The organism is Pseudarthrobacter sp. HLT1-7, assembly GCF_059383435.1.
In genome coordinates, this window is record NZ_JBWZCH010000003.1 from 232,191 (window position 1) to 248,014 (window position 15,824).

Annotated in this window: 15 protein-coding genes; 6 read left to right on the forward strand and 9 right to left on the reverse strand. The window is 66.5% G+C overall.

The features are described 5' to 3' along the window. Position 1: 1 nt before the first annotated feature. The 3 genes from AC50X6_RS04730 to mnmA all read right to left on the reverse strand — a co-directional run bounded on the left by AC50X6_RS04730 (position 2) and on the right by mnmA (position 4,379). Positions 2 to 1,093, reverse strand: coding sequence for an ABC transporter permease (locus AC50X6_RS04730; protein WP_494965102.1), 1,092 nt, complete (start codon positions 1,091 to 1,093; stop codon positions 2 to 4). A 131-nt stretch (positions 1,094 to 1,224) separates the two neighbouring features. Further along, positions 1,225 to 2,859 (reverse strand): ABC transporter substrate-binding protein, encoded by a 1,635-nt coding sequence (locus tag AC50X6_RS04735; RefSeq protein ID WP_494965103.1) that lies wholly within the window; start codon positions 2,857 to 2,859, stop codon positions 1,225 to 1,227. A gap of 329 nt (positions 2,860 to 3,188) precedes the next feature. Further along, the gene (gene mnmA / locus AC50X6_RS04740; protein WP_494965104.1) at positions 3,189 to 4,379 is read right to left on the reverse strand and encodes a tRNA 2-thiouridine(34) synthase MnmA; all 1,191 of its coding nucleotides are present in this window, start codon (positions 4,377 to 4,379) and stop codon (positions 3,189 to 3,191) included. 275 nt (positions 4,380 to 4,654) lie between these two features. On the opposite strand from mnmA, the gene AC50X6_RS04745 reads away from it, so the two are divergent. Then, on the forward strand, positions 4,655 to 5,899 hold the full coding sequence (locus tag AC50X6_RS04745; RefSeq protein WP_494965105.1) for an NAD(P)/FAD-dependent oxidoreductase: 1,245 nt from the start codon (positions 4,655 to 4,657) through the stop codon (positions 5,897 to 5,899). Here AC50X6_RS04745 and AC50X6_RS04750 read toward each other — a convergent pair. Further along, positions 5,878 to 7,131, reverse strand: coding sequence for a cysteine desulfurase family protein (locus AC50X6_RS04750; protein ID WP_494965106.1), 1,254 nt, complete (start codon positions 7,129 to 7,131; stop codon positions 5,878 to 5,880). The genes AC50X6_RS04745 and AC50X6_RS04750 overlap by 22 nt on opposite strands. 82 nt (positions 7,132 to 7,213) lie before the next feature. On the opposite strand from AC50X6_RS04750, the gene AC50X6_RS04755 reads away from it, so the two are divergent. After that, positions 7,214 to 8,110 (forward strand): DMT family transporter, encoded by an 897-nt coding sequence (locus AC50X6_RS04755; RefSeq protein ID WP_494965107.1) that lies wholly within the window; start codon positions 7,214 to 7,216, stop codon positions 8,108 to 8,110. Here AC50X6_RS04755 and AC50X6_RS04760 read toward each other — a convergent pair. Both AC50X6_RS04760 and AC50X6_RS04765 read right to left on the reverse strand, forming a co-directional pair. After that, on the reverse strand, positions 8,107 to 8,832 hold the full coding sequence (locus AC50X6_RS04760) for a helix-turn-helix transcriptional regulator (RefSeq protein WP_494965108.1): 726 nt from the start codon (positions 8,830 to 8,832) through the stop codon (positions 8,107 to 8,109). The genes AC50X6_RS04755 and AC50X6_RS04760 overlap by 4 nt on opposite strands. A 182-nt stretch (positions 8,833 to 9,014) precedes the next feature. Further along, entirely contained in the window at positions 9,015 to 9,641 is a 627-nt protein-coding gene (locus AC50X6_RS04765; protein WP_494965109.1) for a hypothetical protein, read from the reverse strand. Positions 9,642 to 9,894: 253 nt separating this feature from the next. Between AC50X6_RS04765 and AC50X6_RS04770 the strand changes: the two genes are divergently transcribed. Further along, positions 9,895 to 10,350 (forward strand): hypothetical protein, encoded by a 456-nt coding sequence (locus AC50X6_RS04770; RefSeq protein ID WP_494965110.1) that lies wholly within the window; start codon positions 9,895 to 9,897, stop codon positions 10,348 to 10,350. Beyond that, on the forward strand, positions 10,274 to 10,549 hold the full coding sequence (locus tag AC50X6_RS04775) for a relaxase/mobilization nuclease domain-containing protein (RefSeq protein ID WP_494965111.1): 276 nt from the start codon (positions 10,274 to 10,276) through the stop codon (positions 10,547 to 10,549). The genes AC50X6_RS04770 and AC50X6_RS04775 overlap by 77 nt, the downstream gene beginning before the upstream one ends. Before the next feature lie 799 nt (positions 10,550 to 11,348). Here the strand turns inward: AC50X6_RS04775 and AC50X6_RS04780 are convergent. Beyond that, positions 11,349 to 11,951 carry a TetR/AcrR family transcriptional regulator gene (locus AC50X6_RS04780; RefSeq protein WP_494965112.1) on the reverse strand — a complete coding sequence of 201 codons (603 nt, stop codon included), beginning with the start codon at positions 11,949 to 11,951 and terminating at the stop codon, positions 11,349 to 11,351. A 378-nt stretch (positions 11,952 to 12,329) separates the two neighbouring features. Between AC50X6_RS04780 and AC50X6_RS04785 the strand changes: the two genes are divergently transcribed. Beyond that, complete coding sequence (locus tag AC50X6_RS04785) at positions 12,330 to 12,836, forward strand: hypothetical protein (RefSeq protein ID WP_494965113.1); 507 nt, start codon at positions 12,330 to 12,332, stop codon at positions 12,834 to 12,836. A gap of 65 nt (positions 12,837 to 12,901) precedes the next feature. Here the strand turns inward: AC50X6_RS04785 and AC50X6_RS04790 are convergent, their stop codons facing one another. Both AC50X6_RS04790 and AC50X6_RS04795 read right to left on the reverse strand, forming a co-directional pair. Then, a complete protein-coding gene (locus AC50X6_RS04790; protein WP_494965114.1) occupies positions 12,902 to 13,312 on the reverse strand; it encodes a hypothetical protein in 411 nt (136 codons plus the stop codon). Between the two features lie 441 nt (positions 13,313 to 13,753). Further along, a complete protein-coding gene (locus AC50X6_RS04795; protein WP_494965115.1) occupies positions 13,754 to 14,656 on the reverse strand; it encodes a diacylglycerol/lipid kinase family protein in 903 nt (300 codons plus the stop codon). A gap of 138 nt (positions 14,657 to 14,794) precedes the next feature. Here AC50X6_RS04795 and AC50X6_RS04800 point away from each other — a divergent pair, with 138 nt between their 5' ends. Beyond that, the gene (locus AC50X6_RS04800; RefSeq protein ID WP_494965116.1) at positions 14,795 to 15,766 is read left to right on the forward strand and encodes a J domain-containing protein; all 972 of its coding nucleotides are present in this window, start codon (positions 14,795 to 14,797) and stop codon (positions 15,764 to 15,766) included. The last annotated feature ends 58 nt before the right edge of the window (positions 15,767 to 15,824 follow it).

The window sequence follows — 15,824 nt, forward strand, 5'->3', positions numbered from 1 at the left end:
GTCAGTACCTCACGCGGGGGTCGATCAGCGCGGCGACAATGTCCACGATGAAGTTGGTAACGGCCACGATCACTGCCAGGAGGACCACAATGCCCTGGACGGCGACAAAGTCGCGGGCCGTCAGGTAGGTGGCCAGCTGGAAGCCGAGGCCCTTCCATTCGAAGGTGGTCTCGGTCAGCACGGCACCGCCCAGCAGGACGGCAATCTGCAGGCCCATCACGGTGATGATGGGAATGAGGGCCGGCTTGTAGGCGTGCTTGGTGACGAGGCGGAATTCGCTGACGCCGCGTGAACGGCCGGCCTCCACATAGTCTTTGCCGAGGGTGCCGATCACGTTGGTCCGGACCAGGCGCAGGAAGATGCCGGCGGTCAGCAGGCCAAGGGCCAGGGCCGGCAGCACGGCGTGCGCCACCACATCACCCAAGGCGGCTACGTTTCCGCTGCGGATGGCATCCAGCCAGTAGATGCCGGTCGGGGCCTGCAGGGCGGTGAGGGCCAGTTCGCTCGAGGTCTTGGCGCGTCCGGCCACCGGGAGCCAGCCCAGCCAGACCGCAAACGTCAGCTTGAGCAGAAGCCCGGCGAAGAAGACCGGAGTGGCGTAGCAGAGGATCGCAAAGATGCGCAGCACGGCGTCGGCGGCCTTGTCACGCCGGTGTGCGGCGATCATGCCGAGCGGGATGCCGACAAGCAGCGCCACGAGCACGGCGTTGATCGAGAGTTCCAGGGTAGCCGCGCCGTAGGTCGTGAGCATTTCCGAGACCCTGCGGTTGTCGGACAGCGTGGTGCCGAAGTTGCCGGTGATCAGCTGTCCGAGGTACTCGAAGTACTGCACGAGGATGGGCCGGTCATAGCCGGCAGCGGTGATGCGCTCCTGCAGCTGTTCCGGCGGGAGCCGGCCGCCCAGGGCTGCCGTGATGGGATCGCCGGTGATCCGCATCAGGAAAAACACCATGGTGACCAGGATGAGAATGGTCGGAAAGATGAGGAAAAACCTGATCAGGATGTATTGGCCCAGTCCCCCGCCGGACGACTTCTTCTTCGACGGCAGGAGGCCGTCGGCGTCGGTTGGCGGCGCCTCAATAAGTGTTGTCATTGGTACCTAAATGTGTGTTTCCGGGAGCCAAGGAGCCCGGGAATCTGTGTGTCCTGTCCCAGCACAAAAGGCGGGGCGCCGTGCTGGCGCCCCGCCTTTCGTGCTGGTCAGAACCGGATGGGGAATTGGACCTACTTGGAAATCACACCAAGACGGGTCTTGAAGGAAGCGTCGAGGGTCTTCTCAACACCCTTGATGTCCTTGCCGGCGACCATCAGTTGGGCGCCCTGCAACAGCGGCAGCGTGGACAAGTCCTTGGCGACGGCCGTCTGGGCCTCGCCGAGCACCTTTTCGCGTTCCGTCTTGTCTACGGTGGTCAGCTGCTTGCCGATCAGCTCGGTGACGGCGGAGTTCTCGTAGTGGTTCTTCAGAAAGTTGCCGGGGATAAAGAACGGCGTGAGGTAGTTGTCTGCATCGGAGTAATCCGGGAACCAGCCGAGCTGGTAGACCGGGTAGGCATCCTTGGTGCGGTCTTTGGAGTAGGTGACCCACTCGGTGGACTGCAGGTCCACCTTGAACAGGCCCGACTTTTCGAGCTGCTCCTTGATCATGGCGTACTCGTCGCCCGAGGACTTGCCGTAGTGGTCCGGGTTGTACTGCAGCTTCAGGGTGACCGGAGCGGTGACGCCGGCGTCGGTGAAGGCCTTCTTGGCCTTGTCCGGGCTGGGCTTGCCGCTGCCGTCGCCGTACATGTCCTTGAGCGGCTTGATGGCTCCGACGAAGCCGTCGGGAACAACCGAGTACGCGGGCAGGTACGTGCCCTTGTAGACCTGGCTGGCAATGGCGTCGCGGTCAACGATGTTGGCCATCGCCTGGCGGACCGCGAGAGCCTTCTTGGGATCGGCGTCGGGGGCCTTGGCGCCGAACGGCATGGTGTCGAAGTTGAAGACGATGTAGCGCAGTTCGCCACCGGGGCCCTTGTGGACCTTGACTTTGGCATCCTTCTCCAGATCGGCGGCGTCGGTCGCGGTCAGGCTGCGGCCGGCGACGTCGATGTTGCCCTGCTGGACGTCCAGCTTCAGGTTGTTGGAGTCGGCGTAGTACTTGATCGTGGCGCTGTCGTTGGCGGCCTTGCCGAGCAGGCCCTTGTAGTCGGGGTTCGCCTTGAGGCTGACGAGCTCGTTCTTCTTGTAGCTTTCGATCGTGTACTGGCCTGCGAAGGGCTTGGCCTTGACGATCTCGTCGTCGCTCATCAGCTTGTCGGCCGGGAACACCTCTTCGTCGATGACGGGTCCGGCGTTGGCGGCAAGGACACCCGGGAAGACCTGGTCGTTGCCGGCCTTCAGCGTGAAGACCACGGTGGAATCGTCCTTGGCCGTGACCGAGGCCAGGTTGCTGAAGAGGGACGAGGGGCCGTTGTCGTCGGCGATCTTGACGATCCGGTCGACGGAGAACTTGACGTCCGAGGACGTCAGCGCGTGGCCGTTGGCGAACTTGAGTCCGGACTTGAGCTTGACGGTGTACTCCGTCGGGGTGCTGAAGGAAGCGGACTCGGCGATGTCCGGGGTGGCATCAGCCGTCCCCGGCTTCGAGTTCATGAGGAACGGGTAAATCTGGTTCATCACCATGAAGGAGCCGGCGTCGTAGGAACCGGCCGGGTCGAGGGTAACCACCTTGTCAGTGGTGCCGTAGGTGATGTTGCCTCCGCCGGCTGCGCTGCCGGTCGCTGTTCCGCCGCCGGAAGGGCCCGTGCAGGCGGTCAGTGCGAAGGCGGATACCCCGGCGAGCGCGATGGCGCTCTGCAGGGCGTTTTTGTTCATTGCCATCTGTGAACTTTCTGTTCGATGAGTACTGGTGCGCGGCCCGGAGACGATTCTGCTCATGACTCGGCGGGCTGCACGCTGTCCTGATTCCTAGATTCAACCAGACACCACGCGGTGAATCGTCACATCCTGTGAGATGAGACACAAAATTTACACGAACCGGTGGAATTCATCACTATCTTCAGCGATCCTGCCCGGATTCCGGCAGTTCGCAGCCGCCCGGAAACCGGGAACGCGCGTTAAGACGGCAGGAGCACCGCACATCGAATATGTGCGGTGCTCCTGCGATCAGTGCCTGCTTGTTGGTGCCCTGCCAGTTAGTGCACCGCTTGTTAGAGCGCCGCGCGCTGCAGCGACCGGGCCGTGTCGATGGTGGCCTGCCCAAGCACGCGGGTTCCCTGGTAGAGGACCACCGTCTGGCCGGGCGCCACGCCGCGCAGCGGTTCCGCCAGCATGACCACCAGATTTCCGTGCTCGCCGCCGGTGGCGTCTGCGCCTGTCCCGCCAGTCACACCTGTCCCGCCAGTCCCGTCGTCATTCGCGTCCGCGCGTTCCATGTGCGCCTTGGCGGGCACGGGATCCCCGTGGGCACGGACCTGGGCATAGCAGTCGAATTCCTCGCCGGTGGGCACCTCGGCGATCGGCAGCCCGGCCCAGGAGACCTTGATGCCGCGGATCTCATCGATGGCCAGGAGGGCCCCGGGCCCCACCACCACCTTGTTTTCCTTCGGCCGGATTTCGAGCACAAAGCGCGGTTTGCCGTCGGCGGCAGGCGTGCCCAGCTTCAGGCCGCGGCGCTGGCCGACGGTGAAGGCGTTGGCGCCGGGGTGCTCGCCGACCTTCGCGCCGGACTCGTCCACGATGTCGCCGGTGGTCATCTCGATCTTCTCAGCCAGCCAGCCGGCCGTGTCGCCGTCGGGGATGAAGCAGATGTCGTGGCTGTCCGGCTTGTTGGCCACGGAGAGCCCGCGGCGTTCGGCTTCGGCCCGGACCTCGGCTTTCGACGGGGTGTCCGCCAGCGGGAACATGGAATGCTTAAGCTGTTCATGGGTCAGCACGCCGAGCACATAGCTCTGGTCCTTGGCCCAGTCCGCAGCGCGGTGCAGCTCAGGGTTGCCGTCGGCGTCGGAAATCACCTTGGCGTAGTGGCCGGTGCAGACGGCGTCGAAGCCCAGCGCGATCGCCTTCTCCAACAGCGCGGCGAACTTGATCCGTTCGTTGCAGCGCATGCACGGGTTGGGCGTGCGCCCGGCGGCGTATTCGTCGATGAAGTCCTGGACCACGTCCTCCTTGAACCGCTCGGAGAAGTCCCAGACGTAGTAGGGGATGCCCAGCACGTCGCAGGCCCGCCAGGCATCGCGGGAGTCCTCGATGGTGCAGCAGCCGCGGCTGCCGGTTCGCAAGGTGCCGGGCATCCGGGACAGCGCCAGGTGGACCCCGACGACGTCGTGTCCCGCCTCGACGGCGCGGGCGGCGGCAACGGCGGAATCAACGCCGCCGCTCATGGCTGCAAGAACTCGCATACTGGCTTTCTCTAGGGTTCGGGGTGCGGCAGACAGTGCCGGCCGCTGGCCGCCGCCGGAGTGCACGGCGGCCTGCTCACGGCTTGCTATTCAAGGATGCTGGTGACGGCTGCTATTCACGGCTGGGGCCGCAGGGACAACGCAATGCCTGCCGCCCTATTCTATCGCCACGCCGAATCCTGCCCAAAAGGCCTTGACGGGACCGCGCCGCGCTTCTAGCGTCAGGATTACCGGTTTTAGAAAACGAAGCACGCACCAGCGGGAATCGAGCGGACATGGCTGTTGAGAATATCGTGATCGTCGGCGGCGGACTGGCCGGCGCCATAGCCGCCAAGACCCTGCGCACGGAAGGCTTCGCCGGGCCGGTGGTCCTGCTGGCCGAAGAGACCCACCACCCGTACCTGCGGCCGCCGCTGTCCAAGGAGTACCTGCTGGGCCAGGCGCAGGACGACGCCCTGCCGGTGGTGCCGGCGGGCTGGTACGCGGAGAACGGCGTCGAACTGCGGCTGGGTAGCCCCGTCACATCCCTCGATCCGGCCGCCCGCACCGTGGGCCTCGGTGATGGCAGCCGGCTGGAGTATGCCTCGCTGCTGCTGGCCACCGGCTCACGGCCCCGGGCGATTCCGGTGCCGGGCAGCGACCTTGATGGGGTCGGCACCTTCCGGACCGTGGAGGACAGCCGCCGCCTGCGCCAGCAGCTCGACGGCGGCGGCCGGAACGTGGTGATGATCGGCTCGGGCTGGATCGGCATGGAACTGGCAGCAGCGGCGAGCGCCTATGGCAACACTGTGACCCTGCTGGGGCTGGAGGAGGTGCCCCTGGGCGCGGCGATCGGCCCCGGGCTGGGCGGGTTCTTCCGTTCGCTGCACGAGGCCAACGGCGTCCGCTTCCGGCTCCCCGCCTCGGCCGCCGAGATCACGGGCCGGGCGGGCCGGGTGACCGGCGTGGTCACCGACGCGGGCGAGGTCCTGCCCGCGGACCTGGTGGTCATGGCCGTGGGGGTGGTCCCCGAGGTTTCACTGGCCGCGGCCGCCGGGATCGGGCTGCACAACGGCATCCTCACGGACGCCTCGCTGCGGACGTCCGCGGCCGGGATCTTCGCGGCCGGCGACGTTGCCAACGCCCTGCACCCGTTCACCGGTGAGCACCACCGCAGCGAGCACTGGTCCAACGCCCTCAACGGCGGCAAGGTCGCCGCCAGGGCCATGCTGGGCCAGGACGCCGTGCTGGACACGGTCCCCTACTTCTACACCGACCAGTTCGACGTCAGCATGGAGTACTCCGGCTTCCCGACGCTGATCACCGGGCCGCCCACCATCCGCGGCTCGCTCGAGGCCAGGGAATTCCTTGCGTTCTGGCAGCGCGAGGGCCGCGTGGTGGCTGGAATGAGTGTGAACTGGCCGCGGTCCGACAAGCCGCAGAAGATGATCAAGTCACTCATCACCTCAAAATCGGCGCTGCGCCCTGATGTTTTGGCGGACCCGGCCGTCCCGCTGGATCAGCTCCTGCCGGCGGCCTGACCGGCGGCCTGACGGGCAGATTCACGGGCGACCGTTCCGGCGGTCTGGATGGTGGACTCGTGTCCCGCCATCCCGGCCAGGCGCGCGCGGGCGACGGCGCCGGGCAGCGCGGCCAGCAGGGCGTCGACGTCGGCCCCGGTAGAGGAATGGCCCAGGCTGAAGCGCTGGGCACCCCTGGCCGTGTCCTCGTCCAGGCCCATCGCCAGCAGCACATGGGACGGCCGGGGAACCCCCGCCGTGCACGCCGAGCCGGTGGAGGATTCCACCCCGGCCAGGTCCAGCAGGAAGAGCAGTGAGTCGCCCTCGCAGCCGGGGAAGGTGAAGTGCGCGTTGCCGGGCAGCCGACCGGCCCCCGGGGCTCCGCGCAGCACGGCCCCGGGCACCGCCGCGAGGACGCCGTCTATCAGCCGGTCCCGCAGCGCGGTGATCCGTGCGGCCTCCCCGGGCAGCTTCGCGGTGACGGCTCCGGCGGCCGCGGCGAAGCCCGCGATCGAGGCAGTGTCCAGGGTGCCGGACCGGACGTCGCGTTCCTGTCCCCCGCCGTGCTGGACCGGGGTCAGCTTCACTGCGCGGCCCAGCAGGAGAGCGCCGACGCCGACGGGGCCGCCGATCTTGTGCCCGGAGATGGTCATGGCGTCAAGGCCGGTGCCGCGGAAGTCCACGGGCACGGAGCCGAAGGCCTGGACGGCGTCGGAATGCACCGGCACGCCGGCCGCGTGTGCCAGCTCCACGATCCTGCCGACCGGCTGGATACTGCCCACCTCGTTGTTGGCCCACATCACCGTGACCAGCGCGATGGACGCCGGATCGCGGGACAGCTCGGCCGCCACGACCGCAAGATCTACGACCCCGCTGGCATCCACCGGCAGCCAGCTGACCTCGGCACCCTCGTGCCGTTCCAGCCACTCCACGGCGTCCAGCACCGCGTGATGCTCGACGGCGGAACACAGGATGCGCGTGCGGGCCGGGTTCTCGGCGCGGCGGGCCCAGTACAGCCCCTTGACGGCGAGATTGTCCGCCTCGGTACCGCCGGACGTGAAGATGACCTCCGAGGGGTGTGCCCCGGCCGCCGCGGCCAGGACCTCGCGGGCGTCCTCCACGGCGCGGCGGGCGCGGCGGCCCGCGCCGTGCAGCGAAGAGGGGTTACCTGTCCGGGCCAGCTCGCGCGTCAGCGCAGCCAGGGCCTCCGGAGCGAGGGTGGTGGTTGCGGCATGATCCAGGTATACGGGCACAGGGCAATTCTACCCGCGCCTACCCGCGCCGGCATGGGGAGGAGCTGACGGGCAGGACCCGGTACTGGTGTACATTCGAGCGGTGAAAGCGTCCCTGTACCTTGTGCTGGCCACCCTGTTCTGGTCCGGCAATTTCGTGGTGGGCCAGGCCGCCGTCGCCTCGATGACCCCCCTGGACCTGACGTTCTGGCGCTGGACGCTGGCCGCCGTGCCGCTGCTGCTCCTGGCGCACTTCATCGAGAAGCCGGACTGGCGCTCGGTGCTGCGCCGTTGGCCAGTGCTGCTGCTCTTGAGTGTGCTGGGCATGAGCGGCTACACCCTGCTGCTGTACGGTGCGCTCGGCTACACCTCCGCGATGAATGCCTCCCTGATCACGGCCGCGAATCCGGCCCTGATCGTCGTTATGGCGATCGTCGTGCTCGGCGAGCGGACCACGCGCCTGGGCTGGTTTGGCATCTGCCTCGGACTGCTCGGCGTGCTGCTGGTCCTGACCAGGGGCGAGCTGCAGCGCGTTTTCAGCCTGTCCATCAATATCGGTGAAGTCATGATGATCGGCGCGATCGTCGTCTGGGGCTGCTACACGATCATCGCCCGCAGGCTGGACGTTCCGCCCATCGCGGCCACCGCCGTGCAGGTGGTGATAGCGACGGTAACTCTGGCACCCTTCGCGCTCGCCATGAAGGTGCAGTTTCCGGATACCCCGGCCGAGGGCTGGTCGCTGGCGTACATTGCCGTGTTCCCGTCTCTCGGTGCCTACCTGTTCTGGAACCTCGCGCTGAAAACAACCCCGCCGGGCACCGCCGGGAACTACCTCAACCTGATAGTTGTCTTCACGGCCGTCATCACGGTGGCGCTGGGGACGCCGCTCAGCCTCGTGCAGATCGCCGGCGGGCTCTTGGTGATAGCGGGCGTGCTGCTGACCGGCATCAGGGGGCAGGCCAGGCTCGCGGCACCCGCCGCAGCGCGCCGGCGTTCCTAAAGACCCGGCTCCTGCGGTGGCCTGATCCGGGCGCAGCACTGCGCCGGCCGTGCGGTTCCGCCAGCCCGGAAATTCTCGATGTCGAGCGCCTGCACCCGGACCGGGTCGAGGCCGCAGCCGGCCGCGGCTCCGCCCAGGAAGGCGCCGTTCATGGTGCAGACCACCCCGGTATGGCCTTCGGCGATCCGGCGGAAGGGGCAGTTCAGCAGCACCAGGCCTCCTTCGCCGTCGATCTCGGGGCGGTACCCCTCGGCGGCGAGGAACTCGGCGAACGTGGCTCCGCCAGCGCCGCCGGTTGCCGCCCTGGCCGTCGCCTGACCGCGGGCAAACGCGGCCCGGACCAGCGCCTCCCGGGCGGAACCGCCGTCGGCCGCCGATTCCTCGATAGCTGAGACCATCAGCTCGGCGGCCAGGTCATAGTTGCGGTCCGGCACGGAGGCGGCGATCTCCTGGACGGCGGCCGCGTACAGCTTGGCCGGGCGGCCGGAGCCGGGCCCAACCCTGCCGCCCAGCTTCCGGAACTCCACCGCCAGCAACCCGTCCTGCACCAGCCGGTCCAGCTGGAAGGAGGCTGTGCTCCTGGGCAGGCCGAGCGCAGCTGCGGCGTCGTCGCGGCTGACGGCTTCCGGGGCGGTGGCGACGAAATCAAACAGCTTCCTGCGGCTCTCGTCACCGAGGGAGGCGACGGCCGCAATCCTGCGGGTCCAGGGGGCTCGGATCATAACTTCAGCCTAACTCTAAAAACAATATTCATTGCTTAATTGCCTGTTCCATTCCCACAGCACGGGGCGCCGCCGCTGAACAGGCCGGCGCTGAAGTGGGCCCGGTGAACCGTTCCTGACGGTGGGCGGCCGGAGGCAAAGTGCGGCCTGGTCCGGCTTGGTCTGGCCCGGTCCGGTCCGGCTCAGTCCGAGGGCGGCACGACGGCGAGGCGGGCCGCGACGTCGGCCCGAGCCGCCGCGAGGCTGGCGGCGTCCGGGCATGAGACGGAGACGTAGACGGAGGAGCCCGCCTTGCTGAAGAGCCGGGAGTAGACGGCGGTTGACCGTCCGTCGGCGCCGGCGCCGCTGTCGAATACCAGCACCTCCACGCTCGGGGCGGGCTTGCCCGTTTCGCCGCCCCAGCGCAGGGAGCCCGGCAACAGGAAGGACGAAAGGATGCTTGGGTCCAAGTACTGGAAGAGCGCCTCGGTGGACGCCTTGTCATCCCCCGCGACGGCGAGCGCTCCCTGGTTCACTCGCACCCTGGCTGAAACCACGCAGCCGTCTGCCTTCAGATATTCGCTGACGCCGGCCACATTCTGCTTACCGGGCGTCCATCCGGGGGCCTCGCGGAGCCCATCGGAGAGCTGGACGGCCACGCCGGCGGCCAGGCTCTCCCCGGCGGCGAAGGGCATGTCCCGTGCGGCGATGGCCGCGGAGTCGTGGCCGGGGGTAACGGTGGGGGTGGCCAGGGTGGAGGTTGCCGGAATCGCTTGGGGCGCGGCAGGGTCGGGGACTCCCACGCTGCAGCCTGCGAGTACAGCGGCCATGCCCAGCGCCAGGAACGCACTACTCCCCCGGTGGGCCCGCTGCCCGTGGCGGACAACTGGCGCAGTGCCGCTTTTCGCTTCAATCCCTGCTTCCCTACCACCGCTGTCCATGCCTGCTCCGCCATCCAATGCGCTGTGCCGGTCAGGTCGCCCGGGTCTCCGCACGATTCTAGACTCTCCCGCCGCGCCTGGCGCCGACGATGCTGCCTGCCGGGCGCAAGCCACCCTCGTTGCTTGCGCCGCCCGGGAGCATGTGACGGTTCCCAATTTGCTGATCCCTGCTGCGCTCTCGGAGGCGTCTGAAACTCCGGCTCAGCGCAACGCCGCTGCTGCTGAGTTGATGGCGTTTCACATGTTGCTGGCCCGTGTATCGAACTACGTGAACCAGATCGCCAGCCACGCCACACGCGGTTCCCGCATGGGCGCTCTGATGGTTTACCTTGCATCGACCGATACGGACAAGACGAAGAACGCGCATAGCGATCCTCACCTCCTGGCCGGCGACGGTGCGATCATGGCTTGGTACGACGACGGCGTCCTGGACTGTGACGATGCCCTGGTCATTGCCAAGCACCTGGACCAGCCGCGCAGGACGTTCGGCGTCGAGGTCCGCGTCAAAAACATGCAGCGGGATGCGGCCAAGAAGGAGCAACGGCACCAGCGAGAACGGCAACCACCACATCCACATTGCGGTGTCGCTGGTCCGTGAAGACGGAACCAAAGCGTCCACGCACGGCGACTACAGCCGGGCGCAGAAAACCTGTCGGCCCCTGGAGACGAAGTACGGCCTGGAAGAACTCTCTACCGTGCACGCCACCCGCGGCTGCTCCGTTGCCGAGCGCCCGGCGCGTGGGGAACGGCCCAGCTGGTTCGGCGGCGGAACCCTCGCCTCTGACTCGGTGAACTGAGGCAGGAATGGACTGACTCGCCGCAGTCCGCGATGGACGCCGCCGCGAGTAACAGGCGCAAGGTCATCAGCACCGGCCCTCGATCCACTTCCGCAACGACTCCGTGCCGACGTCGAGCTTCGGCGCCGGAGCAGACGCGACCCTGAGGGTCCTAATCGATAGTCAGTTTCGTTTTTTAGGCGAGAGCGCGAGCCCCAAGAAGACTGCTCCAAAGATTAGGAATATAGTGCCTATTCCTGAGTCGTTTTGCGCATAATTCACCACCGCAACAACGACAAACAAAAGAGCTGCTAGAGCGTTTCCAACTCGTTGGTAGTTCATTTCACTCCAGTAGGCGATGAGGTTCGCGCTTATCGATGAGAGCGGGTAGCAAGCAGGCTTCCCGCGGGTTGAATCGACCTCGGGTGGGCACCTCGCGATGTACGATGACTCGTCGAGAGCTGAACCCCCATGCGTTCATACCCACGAGGAGACCGACGTAGCCATTGCGCCACACCACCAGTCGGAGTGGTTGTTGCACATCGGAATGATGACTGTCAATGCCGTCCGGGGTTCACTCCCCTTGAACATTTGGCGGGGACGGAGCGTTGCTGGACCTGACTCCTGCCGACTCGGATCCAGCCATGGACGCGAGCGACATGCACGGCCTCGTGACGGTTTGCCGCGCCAAGCTTGGAGGCCGCCGACGAGAGGTAGTTCCGGACCGTGCCCGGGGGGAGCGAGGCGCGCTGGGCGGTCTCGGTCCAGTCCCATGACGAATGTCATGCCCGGGATCACCGTGGCATATTGTTTCCGCTGCTCAGGTCCGGCGCGGAGCGGCAACTGGTTTGGCTACCAAGGCAAGAATTGTCGTCGAAATGGCCGACCCTGCTTCACGGTCGTCAATCCTCCCGGCGCGGATTTCCGCTGACGCGCCGTGGAGGAGGGCAAAGAAGCACGCGGTGAACCATGCGGCGGACAGATCAGACCGGAACGCCCCTTCAGCCTGCCCACGCTCGATGAGCCGGCCCACCCGCAACATCGTTTCGTCATGATGGTGACGGATGCGATCGGGGCCCAGCTCCTGCTCTGCGGCGGCCAGCAAGCCATGGGATCTGACGAGTACTCGCCATGACGTTGTGACCAGAAGTTCAAGCGCCTGGCTCGGGTCGCATTCCAGTGACAAGGGAGCGAGCTGTGCCTCAGCCTCGCGCACCGTCTGTTCTACGATCGCGTCGACGAGTTCCCGCCGGGACGAGAAGTGACCATAGAGCGTCACCCGTCCGACGCCTGCGGCCTGGGCGATCTCGGCCATGCTGGCCCTCGGGTCCACAGAAAGGCAAGTGACCGCCCCCTCCCTGATGGCGGCGCGATTGCGCTCGGCATCCGCTCGACGTGTTCGGTCCTCCGGTTGTTTCGCCATGGCACCATGCTATGTCAAACATCCGTGTACAAGTACATTCTGAACGTTGTGCCACGCCGCGCGCAGGGCATCGCAGTCGCCAAGTTCTTCTTTTGCTCTATCTCGAACATCTATGTATGGGTTATAGTGATCGACATGTACTTCGTACATCACTGTTTGACTTAGGAGAATCATGTCCCACCACCGGACACCAGTCCTCGGCCACGGGGGCCCGGCTTTATCAGCGCCAGTGCAGTCACGCGGCGGTTGGCCCTCACAGGCCCCCACCACAGATCGGTCCGCCCTGCACGGATTGCTGCGTAAGGTCGGCGGCCTCGGGATGATTCTTGTTTTGGTCGCGGTCGCTGAAAATTTACCACCCCAACCAGAAGGAACATCATGCAATCACTACTGAAAGACAGAAGCATACTTCGAGCACTTATTCCGACCGAGATCATGGTTCTCGTGACGTCGATCCACCACGTATACCGGCTGGGCCCCGAATTGCTCGTCCCGGCAGTCGCACTACTGGCCATCCCCATACTGCTGATGTGGTGGTACAGCCGGGGCTCAAGCCGATTGCCTTCCTGGGTTTACGCGGGCTATACCGGAGTGGTGTTCTTCTACTTCGGTATCGCCGATGGTTTTCTCGACCATGTCTTGAAGGCCGCTGGCCTGGACAACACGACCTATCTCCCCGGAAGCGACGCTGAAGTGATCAATACTGTTTTCCACCTCTGGTCACCAGAAGCTGGACAGCTCTTTTACGAGGCGACAGGGATCATGACGTTCGTCGCCGGCCTCGTAGCCATGCTCTTCACCTACAGGTTCGTGCGGCACGCTGCCACCAAGCCATCGGCCGCACCGATCGCTGCCGAGGAACTGGGCTCATTTCGGGGCGAATGACGACTATCGCTTCGCGATGACTTTCGCGCCATCGCCCGCAGATCTCCGAAAGGGGAGACGCGGCGCTAGATCGTTTGCTGTCTGAGACCAAGCTCCTTGCAGAGGTCGCCCACCTTGGTTTTCCTTCCGCCCCGTAGCCCTACGTCAGGCTGGAACGGTACCCGGGAGTAGTCGTCGAGCACGACGATCAGCCACGGCCGCGCGGCTTGGCCTTTCTCGTCGATGGCTTCGATGTCGAGGAGGGTGTGGCCGGCCTGCCACTGCTCGTTCGGGCGGCTGGCGGTGCACCGGTAGACCAGCTCAAACGTGTTCCGGTACGCAGCGGCGCCGTCGTGGGCCAGTGTCCGGAGGCCGGGGTCGATGCCGGTGACCAGCGCCCGGACCGTCGAATAGCTCGGGTCCCGCGGAAGTCCGCGTCGGCCCAGGTCCGAATGCGGCCTGCGCCCCGGAAGCGGAACCGTTCGCCATTGCGACACATGGACATCCACCGGTTAAGGGTGCGGATCGGCACGACGGAGCTGGTAGCCGTGCTCTTTCAGGATTTCGATGGGGCTGCGGCTGACTGCTCCGTCACCCACAGATACATCTGTGTGATGGGCAGGCCCCCAGGTCGGCGGCAAGGAAGAACTGAGACAGAATGTCCTCAGCGTTCGGATCGAAGTACGCATCCGGTTTGGACCCGGGGGTCCGCGAGCCGACGGCGAAGTGCTGGGTGAGCGTGTACGGCTGGGCGATCTTCTGAGGATCAACACCCACACCTGAGCGGTTTTACCCGGACACTGCGTGTGCCGTCCACGACGTCGCCCTTTTTAGACGTGGAGAAACGGCGCCGGACGCGTCCAGGATCGCCGGCAGAGCACGCGAGGTGGTCGTACCGGTCCGGGGTCCGCAGATGTCGATGCTGGCCCCGGGCCCGACTACGCCAGGACGCGGACGGCCCCCGGAACCACTTCGATGGTGAGCGGCAACGCCCCGACCCGCTCGCCGTCGGCATAGGCCACAACGTTTTCCGCGGCCAGTTCCACCCTGCGGACCCGGCGGATGTGCACCGCGGGATGTCCGGTGTGGCCGCCGGAGAACACCTTAGGGAAGACCGCCAGGAAGCCAAGCCTGGAAAGCGGCCCCACGATGAACAGGTCCAGGTAACCGTCGTCGAGCACGGCATCCGGGGTGACCTTCATGCCGCCGCCAATCGACTGCCCGTTGGCCACCGAGATGAGCATTGCGCCCTGCTGCCAGCGCTCGCCGTCGGCCGTCACGGTGTAGTTGATCGCGCGGAAGGAGGCCAGTTCGCGGAGCATGGCGAGGTTGTAGCGGGCCTTGCCCCGCGGCCAGCGCCAGGCGTTGGCACGTTCGTTGACGGCGGCGTCGAACCCCGCCGAGACCACGCCGGCGAACCAGCAGGACACCCCGCCGGAGCTGACCCGCCCTACGTCGATCAGCCGGCCGCCGGACACCAGGGCCGCAAGCAGTCGATCACAGGCTGCGGGGATGTTGTGCCGCGGGAGGCCGAGCGCGCGGGCCATATCGTTCCCGGTGCCGGTGGGAACAACACCCAGCGGGACCGAGCCGTACGGGGCGCCCAAACCGGCCAGCGCATTGATGCCGAGGTGGACCATGCCGTCGCCGCCCACCACAACCAGGGCGTCCACCCCGGATGCCAGGACCGTGTCCACTGCGTCGGCGAGTTCTGAGTAGCTGTCCTCGCACAGGAGCACCACCTCGGCCCCGCTGGCGCGGAAGCAGTCCGTCGCCTCCCGGCCGGCATGCTGCCCGCGGCCAAAGGCTGCCCGCGGGTTGACGGCGACGGCGATAATCATGGCGTGAATTATGCCAGCAGCCGGGAACCATCACTGCCCGCGCGGTCGTTGTTCCCCTATCCGGTTAAACTGGCCAAGCCGGACAGCCAGAATGGACCGGAGCGATCAACCGGCAGTATCAATGCAAAGGATTCTTGCTTGACGCAGGGCAACAGCTCGCATTACCAGGTCCTCCGGATCCCCGTGACGGCGACGGACAAGGAAATCAAGGTGGCCTACCGCAAGGCCGCCCGCGGCTCGCACCCGGACCACGGCGGCGACCCTGCGACCTTCCGGCAGGTGACCCTTGCGTATGAGACACTCATCAATGCGAAGCGCCGCGCCGACTACGACAGGTCCTATGGCAGCGGATCCCGCGACTTCAGCGCGGGCCCGGCCGGAGAGGGAGCCCATTTTGACGCCCCGGCGGCCGGAAGCCGGGCCTCGGCCACTATCCGCCACCCCAACACGCCACGCAACACGTCCGCAGATGCCCCCGTCTACGTCCCGTCTTTCGAGGAGGTGGCGCAGGCCGGCGGGGTGCCGCTGATTCCGGCGGAACTGGCCCGCCAGCAGGTCCACGGCATGCCGCGCAAGCGTGGCATCTTCGGGGCCGAAGCGAGGATCCAGCGGGAAATGCGGACCGTTCAGCTGATCAGCCGCCAGATCCTCCCCGCAATCCCGGCCGCACGGCTGGTCAACGGCCTGCAGTCCCCCGCCGACAGCAACCACATCGACCATGTTCTGCTGTCCGGCTACCGGATGGCGATCATCGGCTCAATGTTGCTGCCGCCGGGCGCCTATGCCTGGAACGGCAGCACCCTGACCCACGGCGGCCGGTCCATCTCCCCGCCCCAGCTGGCCCAGGTGGTGCGCCGGATGCAGGACATCTTCCCGGAACTCAACGTCACCGGCTGGACCGTGGTGCACAGCACGGACGGCAACCTGCACGAGCCCGTCATCGACCACCACCGCCGAAGTCCTTTACGGGACAGCACCAGCCACGGTCTGGTCCAGGTGGTCAACGCCGCCGGCCTGGCACGCGGGCTCAAGCAGTTCCTGGGCTCCGGCCCGGCCCCAAACACCGTCAACATCCCGGTGCTCGCCCGGCTGCTGCGCGGGATGCACTAGAAGCGCCGACGGCCGCGGTTCCACCGCGGCTTTGACGACGACGGCGGCTCGCTAGGAT

What these genes read in the sequence shown, in the direction of transcription:
- AC50X6_RS04730 (WP_494965102.1), bottom strand. Translation starts at nt 1,093, where the DNA reads ATGACAACACTTATTGAGGCGCCGCCAACCGACGCCGACGGCCTCCTG.
- AC50X6_RS04735 (WP_494965103.1), bottom strand. Translation starts at nt 2,859, where the DNA reads ATGGCAATGAACAAAAACGCCCTGCAGAGCGCCATCGCGCTCGCCGGG.
- mnmA (WP_494965104.1), bottom strand. Translation starts at nt 4,379, where the DNA reads ATGCGAGTTCTTGCAGCCATGAGCGGCGGCGTTGATTCCGCCGTTGCC.
- AC50X6_RS04745 (WP_494965105.1), top strand. Translation starts at nt 4,655, where the DNA reads ATGGCTGTTGAGAATATCGTGATCGTCGGCGGCGGACTGGCCGGCGCC.
- AC50X6_RS04760 (WP_494965108.1), bottom strand. Translation starts at nt 8,832, where the DNA reads ATGATCCGAGCCCCCTGGACCCGCAGGATTGCGGCCGTCGCCTCCCTC.
- AC50X6_RS04765 (WP_494965109.1), bottom strand. Translation starts at nt 9,641, where the DNA reads ATGGCCGCTGTACTCGCAGGCTGCAGCGTGGGAGTCCCCGACCCTGCC.
- AC50X6_RS04775 (WP_494965111.1), top strand. Translation starts at nt 10,274, where the DNA reads ATGCGGCCAAGAAGGAGCAACGGCACCAGCGAGAACGGCAACCACCAC.
- AC50X6_RS04780 (WP_494965112.1), bottom strand. Translation starts at nt 11,951, where the DNA reads ATGGCGAAACAACCGGAGGACCGAACACGTCGAGCGGATGCCGAGCGC.
- AC50X6_RS04785 (WP_494965113.1), top strand. Translation starts at nt 12,330, where the DNA reads ATGCAATCACTACTGAAAGACAGAAGCATACTTCGAGCACTTATTCCG.
- AC50X6_RS04795 (WP_494965115.1), bottom strand. Translation starts at nt 14,656, where the DNA reads ATGATTATCGCCGTCGCCGTCAACCCGCGGGCAGCCTTTGGCCGCGGG.